Raw genomic sequence first — 17,472 nt, forward strand, 5'->3', positions numbered from 1 at the left:
CGGAACGACGGTGCGGGCGGTCCCGAGCCCGTCTTCCTGGCACTGCCAGTACCAGGCACGGGTGGACGGACCGGTGCACAGTGGGGGGATGGCGAGTACGGAGTTCGGGCGGACGGTCCGGCGCTGGCGGGACCGGGTCTCCCCCGAGGCGGCCGGGCTCCCCGTCGGTGGACACCGGCGCGCGGCCGGACTGCGCCGCGAGGAGCTGGCGCTGCTGGCCGGGATCTCGGTCGACTATGTCACCCGGCTCGAACAGGGCCGGGCGAGCAACCCCTCGGAGCAGATCGTCGAGGCGCTCGGCCGGGCGCTGCGGCTGTCCGGCGCCGAGCGCGAACACCTCTTCCATCTCGCCGGGCTGGTCCCGCCGGGACGCGGCACGGTGCCCGCCCACATCACCCCCGGGGTGCACCGGATGCTGGACCGGCTGACCGGAACGCCCGTCGCGGTCTTCGACGCGGCGTGGAACCTGCTGCTGGCCAACCCGCTGTACGCGGCCCTGATGGGTGACCCGTCCGGGTGGCACGGCAACGAGCGCAACGCGGTGTGGCGCAACCTCGTGGGCCCGGGCACCCGCGTCCGCCACACCCCCGAGGCCCGGCGCGAGTTCGAGACCACCATGGTCGCCGACCTGCGCGCGACCGCGCACCGGTATCCGGCGGACCAGCGGCTGCGGCGCCTGATCGAGGAGTTGCGCGCGAACAGCGACCGGTTCGCCGAGCTGTGGGACTCCACGGCCGTCGGCCACCACGAGTCCTCGCGCAAGACCGTCGACCATCCGCAGCTGGGTCCCCTGACGCTCGACTGCGACGTGCTCAGCGTCGCGGGCAGCGACCTGCGCATCATGGTCTACACGGCCGAGCCCGGAACTCAGGACGCCGAACAGGTCGCCCTCCTCGGAGTCATCGGCACCCAGACGCTCGTGGAGCGCGGAGCGGCCGAACGAGGCTGAACACGCCGGGAGTTCACAGGCAACCATCGCCCGCTTCGGGGTACTGGGAACGGGACGCGCCACAGTCGGCGTAGCAAACCCAGACAAACAGCCGTGAACTGCAGTAAGGCGGACCATTCATGCCCCTCACGTTCCGCAAGAGCTTCCGCATCTTTCCCGGGGTGCGGCTGAACATCAACCGGCGCTCGTGGTCGATCACCACGGGCGGCCGGCACGGGCCGCATCACACCCGCAGCAGCACCGGACGCCGCACCACCTCGATGGATCTGCCGGGCCCCTTCGGCTGGCGGCGCACGACGCGTCGGCGGGAGCGCTGACCGACCCCCCTGTGCATGTGGTGTGCCAGCCCACCACCCGGACGGGTGCGCTCCGTTTCTCTTTATCTCACATCAGATATACGGTCGCGCCATGGCAGACGACTACCTCGTACGCATCGGCAAGCTCATCCGTGACGCCCGGCAACACCGGGGCTGGACACAGTCGCAGCTCGCCGAGGCGCTCGGCACAAGTCAGAGCGCCGTCAATCGCATCGAGCGCGGCAACCAAAACATCAGCCTTGAGATGATCGCTCGAATCGGTGAAGCCCTGGACAGCGAAATCGTGTCCCTGGGCTACGCGGGTCCGATGCATCTGCGCGTGGTCGGCGGACGTCGTCTGTCCGGCTCGATCGATGTCAAGACCAGTAAGAACGCGTGCGTCGCGCTGCTGTGCGCGACACTCCTGAACAAGGGGCGCACGGTGCTGCGCCGGGTGGCCCGGATCGAAGAGGTCTACCGCCTTCTGGAGGTACTCGGTTCGATCGGCGTCCGCACCCGCTGGATCAACGACGGGGTCGACCTCGAGATCGTGCCCCCGAGCGAGCTGGACATGGAGGCGATCGACGCCGAGGCCGCCCGCCGGACGCGGTCCATCATCATGTTCCTCGGCCCGCTGCTGCACCGTATGGACACCTTCAGGCTGCCGTACGCGGGCGGTTGTGACCTCGGCACCAGGACCATCGAGCCGCACATGATCGCGCTGCGGCGGTTCGGGCTCGACATCGCCGCCACCGAGGGGCTCTACCACGCCCAGGTCGACCGGGCCGTCTCCCCCGGCCGGCCCATCGTGCTGACCGAGCGCGGGGACACCGTCACCGAGAACGCGCTGCTCGCCGCCGCCCGCCACGACGGCGTGACCGTCATCCGCAACGCCTCCTCCAACTACATGGTCCAGGACCTGTGCTTCTTCCTGGAGGCGCTCGGCGTACGGGTGGAGGGCATCGGCACGACCACACTCACCGTCCACGGCGTGCCGAACATCGACGTGGACGTGGACTACTCGCCCTCCGAGGACCCGGTCGAGGCGATGAGCCTGCTCGCCGCCGCGGTGGTCACCGAGTCGGAGCTGACGGTGCGCCGGGTACCGATCGAGTTCCTGGAGATCGAGCTCGCGGTACTGGAGGAGATGGGCCTCGACCACGACCGCACACCGGAGTACTTCGCCGACAACGGCCGTACCCGGCTGGTGGACCTGACCGTACGGCCCTCCAAGCTGGAGGCGCCGATCGACAAGATCCACCCGATGCCGTTCCCGGGCCTGAACATCGACAACGTGCCGTTCTTCGCGGCCATCGCGGCCTCCGCACAGGGCAAGACCCTCATCCACGACTGGGTCTACGACAACCGGGCCATCTACCTGACCGACCTGAACCGGCTCGGCGGCCGGCTGCAACTCCTCGACCCGCACCGCGTGCTGGTCGAGGGCCCGACCCGCTGGCGCGCCGCCGAGATGATGTGCCCGCCCGCGCTGCGGCCCGCCGTGGTCGTACTGCTGGCGATGATGGCGGCCGACGGCACGTCCGTGCTGCGCAATGTGTACGTCATCAACCGCGGCTACGAGGACCTGGCCGAGCGGCTCAACTCGATCGGGGCGCAGATCGAGACGTTCCGTGACATCTAATACAACTGGAGCGTGAAGGTTTCGCCGGGGGACGACTTCGCGTCGCCCTCCGGCGAGCCCGCCGTGTGCCGTCCCCTCCCGCCCGTGTGCCGGCTTCAGCCCTCCATGAGGGTGATGTCCTGCTGCTGCGACGCATGGAACAGCGGCAGCGGCAGACCGCCCAGGGCCGGGCTCAGTTCCACCAGGGTGGCCTCCACATGGGCGGCGCCCGGCGCGAGGGTGCCGGATGTGCGCTTCTCCGAGTTGGTCCAGCGGTGCTCCGCGCCGTCGCAGACCGCCGCGGTGCCGCCGATGCCGTAACGGATCCGGGAGTCGCCCTGCGAGACCGACGAGGAGACGAGCACCGGCCCCGTACCGCTCAGACAGCGGTAGGTGCCGGAGAGAGTGACGGTTCCGTCGGCCGCGAGATGACCGGTCGAGTTGACGGTCACCGTCTCGGACGGCGCCGACAGGGCGCCGACGGACACGGCGACGGCGGACGGGGTGGCCAGCAGCAGGAACGCGGCGCCGGTGGCCGCGCCGATGACCTGGCGCAAGGGCATGAGGTACCTCCTGGAACGTGGGGGCTCCACAGGTACCGGGCGCACGGGCCCGAAGCAGTGATCCTCACCCCTTTGGTGGCGAGTCCGGTACCCGGCGGGTCCGGTCCGTCGTGGGTCGAGTCCGTCGTGGGTCGAGTCCGTCGTGGGTCGAGTCCGTGCGTCATGGGAACGTTCGAGAGTTGTCCGCGTGTTGTCACGCTTCTCGACCGGCGGTTCCGATGAGTTCGCCACGGGAGCATGGTCTTACGTATGCGAGGCGGCGACAGCGCCGTCGACACTCATCGCATCCGACGTGGAGGTGCGTCATGTGTTCCCACCAAACTCTGTGCCCGTCCGCGGACTCCAACGCTCCGCACATCGTGTCGGCCCACCCCGAGCAGGGCTGGAGCCTGCTGTGCAACGGCGCGATCGTCTTCGACGACAGCGGTGAACTGCTCCCCGACGGCAGCGTGGTCGCTCCGCACCGGGTGTTCGCCGAGCGGCTGGCCGTCGCCGCCTGACCGTCGTTCCCTACGGCAGCACCGCGAAGCCGTCCAGTTCGACCAGGGCCCGTTCGTCCCAGAGACGGGCGGCCCCGACCACGGCCATCGCGGGATAGTCGCGCCCCGCCAACCGCCGCCAGACGCGGCCGAGTTCGGGGGCTCGCACACGGTAGTCCGCGACATCGGTGGCGTAGACTGTGACCCGCGCGAGGTCGGCCGGGGTTCCCCCCGCGGCCCGCAGCGCGGTCAGCAGATTGGTCAGCGCCTTCTCGAACTGCTCCGGGAGGGTCTCGCCGACCACCTTCCCGTCCGTGTCCAGCGCGGTCTGGCCCGCCAGGAAGACCACGCGGGTACCGGTGGCGACGACGGCGTGCGAGAAGCCGGTGGGCGGGGAGAGCTCGGACGGGTTGACGCGCTCGGTGCTCACGGAACCTCCAGGCTCTCGACGCTCACGGGGCCTCCACCGACGCGTACAGCTCCTTGGCGATGACCGCCCGCTGGACCTCGCTGGCGCCTTCGTAGATACGGGGCGCGCGGACCTCCCGGTAGAGGTGTTCGAGGAGATGGCCGCGGCACAGGGCACGGGCGCCGTGCAGCTGGACCGCCGCGTCGACCACGTACTGGGCCGTCTCGGTCGCCAGCAGCTTCGCCATCGCCGCGCGCCGGGGCACGTCCGGGGCCCCTTCGTCGTACGCCGCCGCCGCCGCGTAGACCATCAGGCGGGCCGCCTCCGTACGCAGCGCCATCTCGGCGACCTGGTGGGCCACCGTCTGCAGATCCTTCAGCCTGCCGCCGAACGCCTCCCGCCCGGCCGTGTGCGTGAGCGTCGCCGCGAGGGCCGCCCCCGCCATGCCGACCGCGAAGGCGCCCACGCTCGGGCGGAAGAGGTTGAGGGTGTGCATCGCGACCCGGAAACCGCGGTCGGGCTCACCGAGCACGTCGTCCGCCGTCACCGGTACGGCGTCGAAGGCGAGGGCGCCGATGGGGTGCGGGGAGAGCATGTCGAGCGGGGTACCGGTGAGGCCCGGCCGGTCGGCGGGCACCAGGAAGGCGGTGACGCCACGGGCTCCGGCGCCCGGGGTGGTCCGCGCGAAGACGGTGTAGAAATCGGCCTCGGGCGCGTTGGAGATCCAGCACTTCTCCCCGCTGAGCCGCCAGCGCCCCCGGCCGTCGCGCTCGGCCACGGGCGGGGAACCGGGGTCCGCGGGCGCGGCTCCAGAGGCTGCGGATGAGGCTTCACGGGCCGCGGGCGAGGCTCCCCGGGGCGCCGAGGAGGAACCGGACGCCCGTGGGGCTTCCCGATCCGCGCGGAGCGCCAGCGCCGCCGCGTCCGAGCCCGCGCCCAGCTCGCTGAGCGCGAACGCGGCCACCGCGCTGCCGTCCGCGACCCGGGGCAGCCAGCGCTCGCGCTGCGCCCGGGTGCCGTACGCGTGCACCGGATGCGCACCGAGGCCCTGCAGGGCGAGCGCCGTCTCGGCCTCGGTGCAGCCGTGCGCCAAAGACTCCCGCATCAGGCACAGATCGAGCGCACCCGAGGTGAACAGCCGGTCGATCAGCCCGAGCCGGCCCAACTCGGCGACGAGGGCACGGTTGACGTGACCGGGCTCGCCCTTCTCCGCCAGCGGACGCAACCGCTCCTCGGCCAGCGCGCGCAGCTCGGCACACCAGGCGGTCTGTGCCGGATCGAGCGAGAATGCGGTCATTGCCGGTTCCCTCTCCGCCGTCGGACTGCGGACCCAACGTTATCGCGGGACGTTGACTGTCGTCACCAACACGATACGCTCCTTGTGCGAGCCGAGAGCACTGAGAGCTGAGCACTGAGAGCCACGAGCTGCGAGCTGAGCGCTGCGAGCCCACCACGACAAGGGGGCGAACCTCCATGGACGGCGACACCCTGGAGCCGACGACCTCGGCCCACGTCGACACCTTCGCCCGCGACCACCTCCCGCCCCCCGAGCAGTGGCCCGAACTCCGCTTCGACCTGCCCGAGCTGCACTACCCCGGACGGCTGAACTGCGCCGCCGAACTCCTCGGCGGCAAGCCACCGCAGCGCCCCGCCTTCCGCACGCCGTCCGGCGACCTGTGGACGTACGGGCACCTCCTCGCCCGGGTGGACCGGATCGCCCACGTCCTGACCACCGAACTGGGCGTCGTGCCCGGCAACCGGGTGCTGCTGCGCGGGCCCACCACACCCTGGCTCGCCGCATGCTGGCTGGCGGTCCTGAAGGCGGGCGCGGTCGCCGTCACGGTGCTCGCCCAGCAGCGCCCGCACGAGCTGACCACCATGTGCGCAATCGCCCACGTCACACACGCGCTGTGCGACGTACGGTCGGTCGACGACCTGGCGAAGGCGGAGATCCCGGGGCTGCGGATCACGACGTACGGCGGGGACGCGCCCGACGACCTGCTGCTGCGCATCACGGGCGCCCCGGACGAGCCGTTCACCGCGGTCGACACGGCCGCCGACGACGTCGCGCTGATCGCGTTCACCTCCGGCACCACCGGACGCCCCAAGGGCTGTGTGCACTTCCACCGCGATGTGCTGGCCATAGCGGACACCTTCTCGAAGCATGTGCTGCGGCCGCGCGAGGACGACGTCTTCACCGGCAGTCCCCCGCTGGGCTTCACGTTCGGGCTCGGCGGCCTCGTGGTCTTCCCGATGCGCGCCGGCGCCTGCTCCCTGCTGCTCGAACAGGCGGGCCCCAAGCAGCTGTTGCCCGCGATCACCGAGCACCGCGTCTCGGTGCTGTTCACCGCGCCGACCGCCTACCGGGCGATGCTGGCGGACCTGGACGAGCACGACACGACCTCGCTGCGGCGCTGTGTGTCCGCGGGCGAGAACCTGCCCGCCGCGACCTGGCGGGACTGGCACAGCCGCACCGGGCTGCGCATCATCAACGGCATCGGCGCCACCGAGCTGCTGCACATCTTCATCTCCGCGGCCGACGAGCACATCCGCCCCGGGACGACGGGCGTCCCCGTACCGGGGTGGCAGGCGCGGGTGGTCGACGCCGAGGGTGCGCCGGTGCCGGACGGCGAGCCCGGACTACTCGCGGTGCGCGGCCCGGTCGGCTGCCGCTATCTCGCCGACCCCCGGCAGCGGGAGTACGTGCGCGGCGGCTGGAACATCACCGGCGACACCTATGTGCGCGACCCCGACGGCTACTTCCGCTACGTCGCCCGCGCCGACGACATGATCGTCTCGGCGGGGTACAACATCGCCGGGCCCGAGGTCGAGGACGCCCTGCTGCGCCATCCGGACGTGGTCGAGACGGCCGTCGTGGGGCGGTCGGACGAGGCACGCGGGCAGGTCGTGGTGGCGTACACGGTCCTCAGGGAGGGGGCGCGCAAGGACGCCGAGGCGCTGCGCGCCTTCCTCAAGTCCGAGCTGGCGCCGTACAAGTGCCCCCGCGAGTTCGTCTTCCTGGACTCCCTGCCGCGCACGGCGACGGGAAAGCTGCAACGCTTCCGGCTGCGTACGGACGCTCCGTCGGCGAGCGGGGAGACCCCGTCGTCGCCCGCGCCGGAGGGTGAGTTGTCCACCGGCGGCGGCCCCAAGTGATCTTCGCGCACTAGAGTGATCAACGTGTCAGAGCAGCACGCCCCCCGGTCCCTCATCGTCACGTTCTACGGCGCGTACGGCCGTTTCATGCCCGGCCCCGTGCCGGTGGCCGAGTTGATCCGGCTCCTCGCCGCGGTCGGCGTCGACGCGCCCTCCGTACGCTCGTCGGTGTCCCGGCTCAAGCGCCGCGGACTGCTCGAACCGGCCCGTACGGCGGCGGGCGGCGCGGGGTACGCGCTGTCGCCGGACGCATGCCAACTCCTGCAGGACGGCGACCGGCGGGTGTACGCGACGGCGCCCCCCGAGGACGAGGGCTGGGTGCTCGCCGTCTTCTCCGTGCCGGAGTCCGAGCGGCAGAAGCGGCACGTACTGCGCTCACGCCTCGCCGGTCTCGGCTTCGGGACGGCGGCCCCCGGCGTCTGGCTCGCCCCCGCGCGACTCTACGAGGAGACCCGGCACACTCTGGCGCGGCTGCGGCTCGACCCTTACGTGGAGCTGTTCCGCGGGGAGCACCTCGGCTTCGCGGCGACGGCGGACGCCGTCGCGCGCTGGTGGGACCTGGCGGCGATCGCCAAGCAGCACGAGGCCTTCCTCGACCAGCACGCGGCCGTGCTGCACGACTGGCGGCGGCGCGCGGACACCCCGCCCGAGGAGGCGTACCGCGACTATCTGCTCGCCCTGGACACCTGGCGCCACCTCCCGTACGCCGACCCGGGGCTGCCCGCCGCGCTGCTGCCCGAGGACTGGCCGGGCGCCCGCTCGGCCGCCGTGTTCCGGGCGCTGCACGAGCGGCTGCGGGACACGGGGGCGAGCTTCACCGAACCCACTGACATGTGACCTCGGTTACATCATGAGGCGCTAAGGGAACCCTCAGCCTCTTCCGTCCCTCTTCTCATGTTTCTTACCTAGCGTCGGGAGCCGCACGCCAGGACAGGAAGAGGACCGCACGTATGACCACCACGGCAAGGGCTCAGGGAGCCACCGTCTGGCTCACGGGCCTGCCGAGCGCGGGCAAGACGACCATCGCCCGGATACTCGGTACCCGCCTGAAGACGGAGGGGCACCGGGTGGAGGTCCTCGACGGCGACGAGATCCGCCGGTTCCTCTCCGCGGGTCTCGGCTTCTCGCGCGAGGACCGCAACACCAACGTGCAGCGCATCGGCCTGGTCGCCGAGGTGCTCGCGCGCAACGGCGTCCTCGCCGTGGTGCCCGTCATCGCCCCGTACGCCGACAGCCGCGACGCGCGATCCCGGTCTCGGCGCTCGCCGGTGACAACGTGGTGGAGCGTTCGGCGCACATGGACTGGTACGAGGGTCCGGCGCTCCTGGAGTTCCTGGAGACCGTGCCGGTGGGTGCCGAGCCCATGTCCGCTCCGGCGCGCCTCCCGGTCCAGTACGTGATCCGGCACGGCGAAGTGCGCCACTACGCCGGCCAGTTGGTGTCCGGGACACTGCGGGTCGGGGACCGGGTCACCGTCCACCCCTCCGGTGAGACCTCCGAGATCGTCGGCATCGACGTGCTCGGCAGGGACGCCGGCCTCGCGTACGCGCCGCAGTCGCTGACCCTGCGCCTGGCCGACCAGCGCGATGTCTCACGCGGCGACATGATCACCGCCGGACCGGACGCGCCCGCACTCACACAGGACGTCCGGGCGGCCGTCTGCCACCTGGCCGACCGGGCGCTCAGGGTCGGCGACCGGGTGCTGGTCAAGCACACGACGCGGACCGTGAAGGCGATCGTCAAGGACCTCGGCGGGGCGGGCGAGTTGACCGCGAACGACCTCGGCCGGATCACCCTGCGCACCGCCGGGCCGCTCGCGCTCGACGACTACGCGGACGTACGCCGCACCGGCGCGTTCCTCCTCGTCGACCCGGCGGACGGCTCGACACTGACGGCGGGCATGGCCGACCTCTCCGCCCAGGACGCCTAGGACGTCAAGGGCCGCCCTTCGGCCGCCCTCAAGTACCCAGTGAAAGCCGGGGCTTGGGGGCGTCGGTGCGTCCGGTCTGCGGGCGGCGGCTGCCCGCGCGGTAGGGCTTGGGCCAGGTGACGCCCGGACCCTCGTACCCCTGCTCGGCCGCCGCGTGCAACGTCCAGTGCGGGTCGTAGAGATGCGGCCGGGCGAGTGCGCACAGGTCCGTACGCCCGGCCAGGATCAGGGAGTTGACGTCGTCCCAGGAGGAGATCGCGCCGACGGCGATCACGGGGAGGCCGGTCTCGTGGCGGATCCGGTCGGCGAACGGGGTCTGGTACGAGCGGCCGTACTCGGGCTGTTCGTCGGCGACCACCTGCCCGGTCGACACATCGACCGCGTCGGCGCCGTGCGCCGCGAAGGCCCGGGCGATCGCCACGCCCTCGTCCCCGGTGTTGCCGCCCTCGGCCCAGTCGGTCGCGGAGATACGGACGGTCATGGGCCGCTCCTCCGGCCACACGGCCCGTACGGCGTCGAACACCTCCAGCGGGAAGCGCAGTCTGCGTTCCAGCGAGCCGCCGTAGGCGTCGGTGCGCCGGTTGGTGAGCGGTGAGAGGAAGCCGGAGAGCAGGTAGCCGTGGGCGCAGTGCAGTTCGAGGAGGTCGAAGCCGCAGCGGGCGGCACGCCATGCGGCTGCGGCGAACTGCTCACGGATGTCGGTGAGCTGGGCGCGGGACAGCTGCCGGGGGGTCTGGCTGCGCGGTCCGTACGGGATGGGGGAGGCGGCCACGAGCGGCCAGTTGCCCTCCTCCAGGGGCTCGTCGATGCCCTCCCACATCAGCTTCGTGGAACCCTTGCGGCCGGAGTGGCCGAGCTGGACGCCGATCGCGGTGCCGGGTGCCTGGGCGTGCACGAAGCGAATGATCCGCCGCCAGGACTCGGCCTGCCGGTGTGAGTAGAGGCCCGTGCAGCCGGGGGTGATGCGGCCCTCGGCGCTCACGCACACCATCTCGGTCATCACCAGGCCGGCGCCGCCGAGCGCCCGTCCGCCCAGGTGGACGAGGTGGAAGTCGCCGGGGACGCCGTCCACGGCCGCGTACATGTCCATCGGTGAGACCACGACCCGGTTGCGCAGGGTCAGACCGCGCAGCCGGAACGGGGTGAACATCGGCGGTGTGCCGGGCGGGCAGCCGAACTCGCGCTCGACCGCCGCCGTGAAGAGCGCGTCGCGCAGCCGCAGGTTGTCGTGCGTGACGCGGCGGCTGCGGGTGAGGAGGTTGAACGCGAACTGGCGGGCGGGCTGGTGGAGATACAGCCCCAGGTTCTCGAACCACTCCAGGCTGGCCCTCGCGGCCCGCTGGGTGGACGCGACGACAGGGCGCCGCTCCTCCTCGTACGCGGCGAGTGCCTCGTCGAGAGTGGGCCGCTCCTCCAGGCAGGCGGCCAGCGCGAGCGCGTCCTCGACGGCGAGCTTGGTGCCGGAGCCGATGGAGAAGTGGGCGGTGTGCGCGGCGTCGCCGAGGAGGACCAGATTGCCGTGGGACCAGCGGTCGTTGACCACCGTGCGGAAGGTGGTCCACATCGACTTGTTGGACCGCAGCTGCCGCCCGCCGAGCGCGTCGGTGAAGATCTTGCCGCAGGCCTCGACGGACTCCTGCTCGTCGAGGTCCGCGAAACCGGCCGCCCGCCACACCTCTTCGCGCATCTCGACGATGACGGTGGAGGCGTCGGCCGCGTACGGGTAGCCGTGCAGCTGCATCACGCCGTGTTCGGTCTCGGCGATCTCGAAGCGGAAGGAGTCGAAGGCGAAGTCGGCGGCGAGCCAGATGTAACGGCACCGGTGCTCCTCGACCGACGGTCCGAACACCTGCGCGTATGCCGCCCGGGTCGGGCTGTGCACCCCGTCGGCGGCGATGACCAGGTCGTACGCCGTCATCAGCTCGGCGACCGGCGGGGCCTCGGCCCGGAAGCGCAGCTCGACGCCGAGCGAGCGGCAGCGCTCGTGCAGGATCTCCAGGAGTCGGCGCCGGCCGAGCGCCGCGAAGCCGTGGCCTCCGGAGGTGCTGCGCACGCCCCGGTGCACGATGTCGATGTCGTCCCAGCGCACGAACTCGTCCTGGAGCGCCGCGTACACGACCGGGTCGGCGTGCTCGATCCCGCCGAGCGTCTCGTCGGAGAGCACGACACCGAAGCCGAAGGTGTCGTCGGGGGCGTTGCGCTCCCAGACGGTGACCTCGCGGCCCGGGTCGAGGCGCTTGAGGAGCGCGGCGGCGTACAGCCCGCCGGGGCCGCCGCCGATGACTGCGACACGCACAGACGCGCACGTCCGCGTCGCCACGGCTATCGCCCCCGCCACTTCGGCGCGCGCTTCTCCGTGAACGCCGCATGGAACTCGGCGTAGTCCTCGCCGGTCATCAGAAGGGCCTGGGTCGAGGCGTCGAGCTCGACGGAGGCGGCGAGGGGCATGTCCAGTTCGGCGGTGAGCAGGGCCTTGGTCTGGGCGTACGCGAGGGCCGGGCCCTCGGCCAGGCGGCGGGCCAGCCGCTGGGCGGCCTCGTCCGCGCTGCCCTCGTCGGCCAGCTCACTGATCAGGCCGATCCGCTCGGCCTCGGGCGCGCGCACCGGTTCGCCGAGCATCAGCAGCCGGGTCGCGTGGCCGAGCCCGACGACCCTGGGCAGCAGATAGGCGGCGCCCATGTCGCCGCCGGACAGTCCGACGCGGGTGAAGAGGAAGGCGAACCGGGCGCTCGGGTCGGCCACCCGGAAGTCGGCGGCCAGGGCGAGAACGGCTCCGGCGCCCGCCGCGACCCCGTGCACCGCCGCGATCACCGGGAACGGGCATTCCCGTACGGCCCGCACGACCTGCCCGGTCATCCGGTTGAAGTCGAGGAGCTGGGCGGTGTCCATGGACAGGGTCGCGCCGATGATCTCGTCGACGTCGCCGCCGGAGCAGAAACCGCGCCCCTCCCCCGCCAGCACCAGCGCCCGCACCGACCGCTCACGGGAGAGCTCGGCGAGCAGATCACGCAGGTCGGCGTAGGCGCCGAAGGTGAGGGCGTTGAGTTTCTCGGGGCGGGCCAGGGTGACCGTGGCGACCCCGTCGGTGACCTCGCACCTCAGGTGCTGCCAGTCGGAGGTGCGGGCGGCGGAGCCGGTGAAGGGACTCATGACGGGCGGCCTCCTCGGACGGGGGCGGCGGTCCGCGCCCCAGGGCGCTGGACAGCGGTCGTCGTTACTCCACGAAGTTATCACCAATCTGTGACTGTCGTCACGACCACGCAATAACCCGGTCGTGAAGTGACCGTTTCCCGTCACCGAGTCACGGGTTCTCGATAACCCCGTAACGGCGGGAGCACCTCGCGGGAGACGGGGCGTTGAGCCGGGTACGGGGCCTCATGCCGAGCCGAACGTCCTGGGAGGGCGCCCACCGAATGTCCTGGAAAGCGCCCGCCTGACGCCTCCGTCCGGCCGCGCCGTACCATTCCTCACATTGAAAGCAGGACAGCCTGCTCCATGAACGGACCCACCTTGCACGACACCCCCGCCCCCGCCTCCTGGCGCATCGCGCTGCCGCACACCTCCGCGGCCGTGCCGGTCGCCCGTGCCCTGGTCCGCACGGCGCTGGCCGAGCTGAAGCACGCGGCCGACAGCGACACCGCGGAACTGCTCACCGCGGAGCTGGTCGCCAACGCCGTGGAGCACACCTCGGGGGACGGTCCCATAGAGCTGGTCGTGGAGCTGATGCCGACCGGCTGCCAGGTCGAGGTGCACGACACGGACCCGGCGCCGCCCGGCAACCTCACGGTCCCGGAGCCGCCCGGTGAGCCCGACCCCTGGCAGGAGCACGGGCGCGGCCTCCTCCTGATCCGCACCCTCAGCTCCTCCTGCGGTCACCGGCCCACCGGCTCCGGCAAGGCGGTCTGGTTCAGACTGCCTGTGGTGCCCGCTCAGCGGCGTCCGGCGTGACCCCGGCGCCGGGAACGGCCCCGGGAGCGGCCCCGGCCGCGGCCAGCCGGGAGTTGCGGCGCCCGTAGAGCACGTACACGAGGAAGCCGGCCGCCAGGAAGCACACGAACTGGATCCAGGTCGTCCAGCCCGTCTCGTACATCAGATACAGACAGAAGCCGATGCCGAGCAGCGGCACCACGGGGTAGAGCGGCACCCGGAACGTCCTGGCAAGACCGGGTTCCCGGCGCCGCAGCGCGATCACCGCGACATTGACGGCGGCCATGGTGGCGAGCGTGCCGATCGTCGTCAGGTTGACGACGGCGTCCAGCGGGGCGAAGGCCGCCGGGACGGCGAAGACGATCGCGACGATCAGGGTTCCCGCGACCGGTGTCGAGGTCCTCGGCGAGATCTTCTCGAAGACGCGCGGCACGAGCCCGTCGCGGGACATGGACATGAGGATGCGGGTCTGTCCGTACATCACCGCGAGCACGACCGAGGCGATGGCGACGACCGCTCCGAATGCGACGACCCCGGCGCCGACCGTGGAGCCGGTGACCACGTTGACGACGTACGACAGCGCGGCGGGCCGCCCGGCGACCGCGTCGCCGCCGACGGCGCCGATCGCCGCGAGAGCCACCGCGCAGTACAGCAGGGTGACCAGACCGATGCAGACCAGAATGGCGATCGGGATGTTGCGGCGGGGGTCCTTGGCCTCCTCGCCGGCCGTGGTGATCGCGTCGAAACCGATGTACGAGAAGAAGGCCGCCGTGGTGCCCGCGCCGATCCCGCCGAGCCCGGCCGGGGAGAACGGCGTGAGGTTGCCGTGCTTGAAGGCGCTGAACCCGATCGCGCAGAAGGCGACGAGCACGACGAGCTTCAGCACGGCCATGGCCGCGGTCGCCCGCGCGCTCTCGCGCACCCCGCGGATCAGCAGGACCGAGGCCAGCGCGATCACGATGACCGCGGGAAGGTTGACGATCCCGCCGTCGGACGGACCGGCCGAGAGCGCGGCGGGCAGCTGCACGCCCGTGAGGCTGTGCAGCAGTTCGTTGACGTACTGGCTCCAGCCGACCGCCACGGCCGACACGGAGACGCCGTACTCCAGGAGCAGACACCAGCCGACGAGGAAGGCCGTGCCCTCGCCCAGTCCCGCGTAGGCGAAGGAGTACGAGGATCCGGAGACCGGGATCGCGCCGCCGAGTTCGGCGAAGGAGAACGCGGTGAAGACGCAGGTGATCGCCGCGAGGATGAACGACACGACCACGGCGGGTCCGGCCTGCGCGACCGAGTCGGAGAGTCCGACGAAGATTCCGGTGCCGACGATCGCGCCGACGCCGAAGCAGATGAGCTGGAAGAGGCCCATGGTCCGCTTGAGGCCATGGCCTTCGCGGTCGGCGCCTGATTCGGCCATCAGCAGCTGGGGGGACTTGATGCGTGGAGCGGACATGCGGGTGGTGCTCATTTCCGGTGGTGCGGGGTGCGACGGGGTCGGTCGCGCGGTGGTCGCGGAAGGGGTGGCTCCGGACCGCCGGTCAGGATAAGGCCTGCGGGGACCTCCGTCAGGCCAGGACCTCGGGGATTCCAGGTCGGCCCAGGGTGGCGACCATGATCGCCTTGATGGTGTGCAGCCGGTTCTCGGCCTCGTCGAAGACGACCGAGTGCGCCGACTCGAACACCTCGTCGGTGACCTCCAGCGAGTCGAGGCCGTGGGTCTCGTGGATCTCGCGGCCGACCTTGGTGCCCAGGTCGTGGAAGGCCGGCAGGCAGTGCAGGAACTTCACGTCCGGGTTGCCGGTGGCGCGCAGCACGTCCATGGTCACGGCATACGGGGACAGCGCCGCGATGCGTTCGTCCCACACCTCCTTGGGCTCGCCCATCGAGACCCAGACGTCGGTGGCGACGAAGTCGGCGCCGTGGACGCCCTCGCCGAGGTGCTCGGTGAGGGTGATACGCCCTCCGTTGCTCTCGGCGAGCTTGCGGGCCTCGGCGACGATCTCCTCGGCGGGCCAGTAGGCCTGCGGGGCGACGATCCGGACGTCCATGCCGAGGAGCGCGCCGGTGACCAGGTAGGAGTTGCCCATGTTGAAACGGGCGTCACCCAGGTAGGCGAAGGCGATCTCACCGAGCGGCTTGTCGCAGTGCTCGGTCATGGTGAGCACGTCGGCGAGCATCTGGGTGGGGTGCCAGTCGTCGGTCAGACCGTTGTAGACGGGCACTGAGGCGTACGCGGCCAGCTCCTCGACGGAGGCCTGGCTGTCACCCCGGTACTCGATCGCGTCGAACATCCGGCCGAGCACACGCGCGGTGTCCTTCACGGACTCCTTGTGGCCTATCTGCGAACCGGACGGGTCCAGATACGTCGTCGAGGCGCCCTGGTCCGCGGCGGCGACCTCGAACGCGCAGCGTGTTCGGGTCGAGGTCTTCTCGAAGATCAGCGCGATGTTCCTGCCCCGCAGGTACTGCGTCTCGGCCCCGGCCTTCTTGGCCGCCTTGAGCTCGGCGGCCAGCTCGATCAGGCCGCGGAACTCCTCCTCGGTGAAGTCCAGCTCCTTGAGGAAGTGGCGTCCGGCGAGGGCGGTCGGGACTGTCGCCATGGGGGCGCTCCAGAGGTACGGGGACGGCGCGAACAAGGGAACGATTGGAAGTCTATACGATCCTTCACATTTCTATACGTCACTTCTCCGGGGACCTAGAGGTCAGCGCCCCGAAAGGGGCGTGGGACCGTCACATCGTGCGGCCCCGCCGCGTGGGCGCGCCCAGCCACACCCACAACCCGCACCCCGCACCCCGCACCCCGCATCAAACCCCCACCCCATCCCTCTCCACCGGACAGCTCATGCACCGAGGCCCACCCCGCCCCCGCCCCAGCTCACTCCCCGGAATCTCGATCACCTCAATACCCTGCTTCCGCAGATGCGTATTGGTGGTCACGTTCCGCTCATAAGCGACGACGACCCCAGGCTCCACCGCGAGGACATTGCACCCGTCGTCCCACTGCTCCCGCTCCGCCGCATGCACATCCTGCGTCGCGGTCAGCACCCGGATCTCGCTCAGCCCCAGCGCCGCCGCGATCGCCCGGTGCATGTGCTCCGGCGGATGGTCGGTGACCTTCAGCTCCTTGTCCCCCGAGCCCGGTTCGATGGTGTACGAGCGGAGCATGCCGAGCCCCGCGTACTGGGTGAAGGTGTCGCCGTCGACCATCGTCATCACGGTGTCGAGGTGCATGAGGGCCCGCCGCTTGGGCATGTCGAGCGCCACGATCGTGCGGGCCGACCCGGCGGCGAACAGCTTGTGCGCGAGCATCTCGACGGCCTGCGGCGTCGTCCGCTCGCTCATGCCGATGAGCACCGCGCCGTTGCCGATGACGAGCACGTCACCGCCCTCAATGGTGGAGGGATAGTCCGCCTGCCCCTCCGACCAGACATTGAAGCCCTCGTCGCGGAAGAGCGGATGATGCCGGTAGATCGCCTCGAAGTGCACGGTCTCCCGCTGCCGCGCGGGCCAGCGCATGGCGTTGATGGAGACCCCGTCGTAGATCCAGGCGGAGGTGTCCCGGGTGAAGAGGTGATTGGGGAGCGGGCCGAGGAGGAAGTCGTCGAGGTCCATGACGTGGAAGCGCACGGAGGTCGGTTCCAGGTGCGCGTCCAGGAACTCCCGCTTGGTCATCCCGCCGACCAGCGCGGCCGCCAGTTCCGGGGCGGGCAGGGTCTCGAAGGCCGCCCGGAGGTGGTCGGTGGCGAGCGGCCCGTACTCCTTCTCGTCGAAGACCCGGTCCAGGACGAGCGATCTGGCCGCCGGAATCTCCAGGGCCTCGGTGAGCAGGTCCCCGAAGAGGTGGACGGTGACCCCGCGGTCGCGCAACACGTCCGCGAACCCGTCGTGCTCCGCCCGGGCCCGGCGCACCCACAGCACGTCGTCGAAGAGCAGCGCGTCCTTGTTGCTGGGGGTGAGCCTCTTGAGCTCGAGGTCGGGTCTGTGCAGGATGACGCGGCGCAGCCGCCCGGCCTCGGAGTCGACGTGGAATCCCATGCCTCCATCCTGACCATCCGGACGCCTGTTCACCCGTGGATCGACGGGAGACGGGCGAGTTGATTTCGTCCCCTTGACGATAAGGATGCCTCTTCGTTATCGTCACTGCG

At 71.1% G+C, this 17,472-nt stretch carries 17 protein-coding genes; 9 read left to right on the top strand and 8 right to left on the bottom strand.

Annotated elements, in window-relative coordinates:
* Positions 1 to 88: 88 nt before the first annotated feature.
* The 3 genes from SMIR_RS07605 (at position 89) to relB (ending at position 2,887) form a co-directional block, all read left to right on the top strand.
* Entirely contained in the window at positions 89 to 949 is an 861-nt protein-coding gene (locus SMIR_RS07605) for a helix-turn-helix transcriptional regulator (protein ID WP_168496589.1), read from the top strand.
* A gap of 119 nt (positions 950 to 1,068) precedes the next feature.
* Positions 1,069 to 1,266 (top strand): DUF4236 domain-containing protein, encoded by a 198-nt coding sequence (locus SMIR_RS07610; protein ID WP_168496587.1) that lies wholly within the window; start codon positions 1,069 to 1,071, stop codon positions 1,264 to 1,266.
* A 91-nt stretch (positions 1,267 to 1,357) separates the two neighbouring features.
* Positions 1,358 to 2,887, top strand: coding sequence for a type II toxin-antitoxin system RelB family anti-toxin (gene relB, locus SMIR_RS07615; protein ID WP_101401238.1), 1,530 nt, complete (start codon positions 1,358 to 1,360; stop codon positions 2,885 to 2,887).
* Positions 2,888 to 2,982: 95 nt separating this feature from the next.
* On the opposite strand, the gene SMIR_RS07620 is transcribed toward relB, so the two are convergent.
* Complete coding sequence (locus tag SMIR_RS07620) at positions 2,983 to 3,429, bottom strand: DUF6299 family protein (RefSeq protein WP_168496585.1); 447 nt, start codon at positions 3,427 to 3,429, stop codon at positions 2,983 to 2,985.
* A gap of 305 nt (positions 3,430 to 3,734) precedes the next feature.
* Between SMIR_RS07620 and SMIR_RS07625 the strand changes: the two genes are divergently transcribed.
* The gene (locus tag SMIR_RS07625) at positions 3,735 to 3,929 is read left to right on the top strand and encodes a DUF5999 family protein (RefSeq protein ID WP_095852133.1); all 195 of its coding nucleotides are present in this window, start codon (positions 3,735 to 3,737) and stop codon (positions 3,927 to 3,929) included.
* A gap of 10 nt (positions 3,930 to 3,939) precedes the next feature.
* Here SMIR_RS07625 and SMIR_RS07630 read toward each other — a convergent pair whose 3' ends face one another.
* Together SMIR_RS07630 and SMIR_RS07635 are read right to left on the bottom strand one after the other, a co-directional pair.
* Complete coding sequence (locus SMIR_RS07630) at positions 3,940 to 4,338, bottom strand: RidA family protein (protein WP_168496584.1); 399 nt, start codon at positions 4,336 to 4,338, stop codon at positions 3,940 to 3,942.
* Positions 4,339 to 4,360: 22 nt separating this feature from the next.
* The gene (locus SMIR_RS07635) at positions 4,361 to 5,614 is read right to left on the bottom strand and encodes an acyl-CoA dehydrogenase family protein (protein ID WP_168496581.1); all 1,254 of its coding nucleotides are present in this window, start codon (positions 5,612 to 5,614) and stop codon (positions 4,361 to 4,363) included.
* Positions 5,615 to 5,790: 176 nt separating this feature from the next.
* On the opposite strand from SMIR_RS07635, the gene SMIR_RS07640 reads away from it, so the two are divergent.
* From SMIR_RS07640 to SMIR_RS07655, 4 genes are all read left to right on the top strand, one after another.
* Positions 5,791 to 7,473 carry an AMP-binding protein gene (locus SMIR_RS07640; RefSeq protein ID WP_168496579.1) on the top strand — a complete coding sequence of 561 codons (1,683 nt, stop codon included), beginning with the start codon at positions 5,791 to 5,793 and terminating at the stop codon, positions 7,471 to 7,473.
* A 15-nt stretch (positions 7,474 to 7,488) separates the two neighbouring features.
* Entirely contained in the window at positions 7,489 to 8,310 is an 822-nt protein-coding gene (locus SMIR_RS07645) for a PaaX family transcriptional regulator (RefSeq protein ID WP_168496577.1), read from the top strand.
* A 113-nt stretch (positions 8,311 to 8,423) separates the two neighbouring features.
* Entirely contained in the window at positions 8,424 to 8,873 is a 450-nt protein-coding gene (locus SMIR_RS07650; RefSeq protein WP_248003169.1) for an adenylyl-sulfate kinase, read from the top strand.
* The gene (locus tag SMIR_RS07655) at positions 8,771 to 9,403 is read left to right on the top strand and encodes an elongation factor 1-alpha C-terminal domain-related protein (RefSeq protein ID WP_248003168.1); all 633 of its coding nucleotides are present in this window, start codon (positions 8,771 to 8,773) and stop codon (positions 9,401 to 9,403) included. The genes SMIR_RS07650 and SMIR_RS07655 overlap by 103 nt, the downstream gene beginning before the upstream one ends.
* Positions 9,404 to 9,431: 28 nt before the next feature.
* Here SMIR_RS07655 and SMIR_RS07660 read toward each other — a convergent pair whose 3' ends face one another.
* Entirely contained in the window at positions 9,432 to 11,699 is a 2,268-nt protein-coding gene (locus tag SMIR_RS07660) for a bifunctional salicylyl-CoA 5-hydroxylase/oxidoreductase (protein WP_168496575.1), read from the bottom strand.
* A gap of 26 nt (positions 11,700 to 11,725) precedes the next feature.
* On the bottom strand, positions 11,726 to 12,553 hold the full coding sequence (locus SMIR_RS07665; protein ID WP_168496572.1) for an enoyl-CoA hydratase family protein: 828 nt from the start codon (positions 12,551 to 12,553) through the stop codon (positions 11,726 to 11,728).
* 345 nt (positions 12,554 to 12,898) lie between these two features.
* On the opposite strand from SMIR_RS07665, the gene SMIR_RS07670 reads away from it, so the two are divergent.
* Complete coding sequence (locus SMIR_RS07670) at positions 12,899 to 13,351, top strand: ATP-binding protein (protein ID WP_168496570.1); 453 nt, start codon at positions 12,899 to 12,901, stop codon at positions 13,349 to 13,351.
* On the opposite strand, the gene SMIR_RS07675 is transcribed toward SMIR_RS07670, so the two are convergent.
* The 3 genes from SMIR_RS07675 to SMIR_RS07685 all read right to left on the bottom strand — a co-directional run bounded on the left by SMIR_RS07675 (position 13,311) and on the right by SMIR_RS07685 (position 17,362).
* On the bottom strand, positions 13,311 to 14,780 hold the full coding sequence (locus SMIR_RS07675; protein ID WP_168496568.1) for an amino acid permease: 1,470 nt from the start codon (positions 14,778 to 14,780) through the stop codon (positions 13,311 to 13,313). The two genes, SMIR_RS07670 and SMIR_RS07675, sit on opposite strands and share 41 nt — an antisense overlap.
* Positions 14,781 to 14,892: 112 nt before the next feature.
* Positions 14,893 to 15,927 carry an ornithine carbamoyltransferase gene (gene argF / locus SMIR_RS07680; protein ID WP_168496566.1) on the bottom strand — a complete coding sequence of 345 codons (1,035 nt, stop codon included), beginning with the start codon at positions 15,925 to 15,927 and terminating at the stop codon, positions 14,893 to 14,895.
* 205 nt (positions 15,928 to 16,132) lie between these two features.
* Positions 16,133 to 17,362, bottom strand: coding sequence for an arginine deiminase (locus SMIR_RS07685; RefSeq protein ID WP_168496564.1), 1,230 nt, complete (start codon positions 17,360 to 17,362; stop codon positions 16,133 to 16,135).
* Positions 17,363 to 17,472: the final 110 nt, after the last annotated feature.

The sequence above is a fragment of the Streptomyces mirabilis genome, assembly GCF_018310535.1.
Lineage (GTDB): Bacteria > Actinomycetota > Actinomycetes > Streptomycetales > Streptomycetaceae > Streptomyces.

Excerpts from the sequence above, each read along its gene's own strand:
- SMIR_RS07610 (WP_168496587.1), top strand. The coding sequence starts at position 1,069 with ATGCCCCTCACGTTCCGCAAGAGCTTCCGCATCTTTCCCGGGGTGCGG.
- SMIR_RS07650 (WP_248003169.1), top strand. The coding sequence starts at position 8,424 with ATGACCACCACGGCAAGGGCTCAGGGAGCCACCGTCTGGCTCACGGGC.
- SMIR_RS07665 (WP_168496572.1), bottom strand. The coding sequence starts at position 12,553 with ATGAGTCCCTTCACCGGCTCCGCCGCCCGCACCTCCGACTGGCAGCAC.
- SMIR_RS07620 (WP_168496585.1), bottom strand. The coding sequence starts at position 3,429 with ATGCCCTTGCGCCAGGTCATCGGCGCGGCCACCGGCGCCGCGTTCCTG.
- SMIR_RS07670 (WP_168496570.1), top strand. The coding sequence starts at position 12,899 with ATGAACGGACCCACCTTGCACGACACCCCCGCCCCCGCCTCCTGGCGC.
- SMIR_RS07640 (WP_168496579.1), top strand. The coding sequence starts at position 5,791 with ATGGACGGCGACACCCTGGAGCCGACGACCTCGGCCCACGTCGACACC.
- SMIR_RS07635 (WP_168496581.1), bottom strand. The coding sequence starts at position 5,614 with ATGACCGCATTCTCGCTCGATCCGGCACAGACCGCCTGGTGTGCCGAG.
- argF (WP_168496566.1), bottom strand. The coding sequence starts at position 15,927 with ATGGCGACAGTCCCGACCGCCCTCGCCGGACGCCACTTCCTCAAGGAG.
- relB (WP_101401238.1), top strand. The coding sequence starts at position 1,358 with ATGGCAGACGACTACCTCGTACGCATCGGCAAGCTCATCCGTGACGCC.
- SMIR_RS07625 (WP_095852133.1), top strand. The coding sequence starts at position 3,735 with ATGTGTTCCCACCAAACTCTGTGCCCGTCCGCGGACTCCAACGCTCCG.
- SMIR_RS07685 (WP_168496564.1), bottom strand. The coding sequence starts at position 17,362 with ATGGGATTCCACGTCGACTCCGAGGCCGGGCGGCTGCGCCGCGTCATC.
- SMIR_RS07605 (WP_168496589.1), top strand. The coding sequence starts at position 89 with ATGGCGAGTACGGAGTTCGGGCGGACGGTCCGGCGCTGGCGGGACCGG.
- SMIR_RS07655 (WP_248003168.1), top strand. The coding sequence starts at position 8,771 with ATGGACTGGTACGAGGGTCCGGCGCTCCTGGAGTTCCTGGAGACCGTG.
- SMIR_RS07675 (WP_168496568.1), bottom strand. The coding sequence starts at position 14,780 with ATGTCCGCTCCACGCATCAAGTCCCCCCAGCTGCTGATGGCCGAATCA.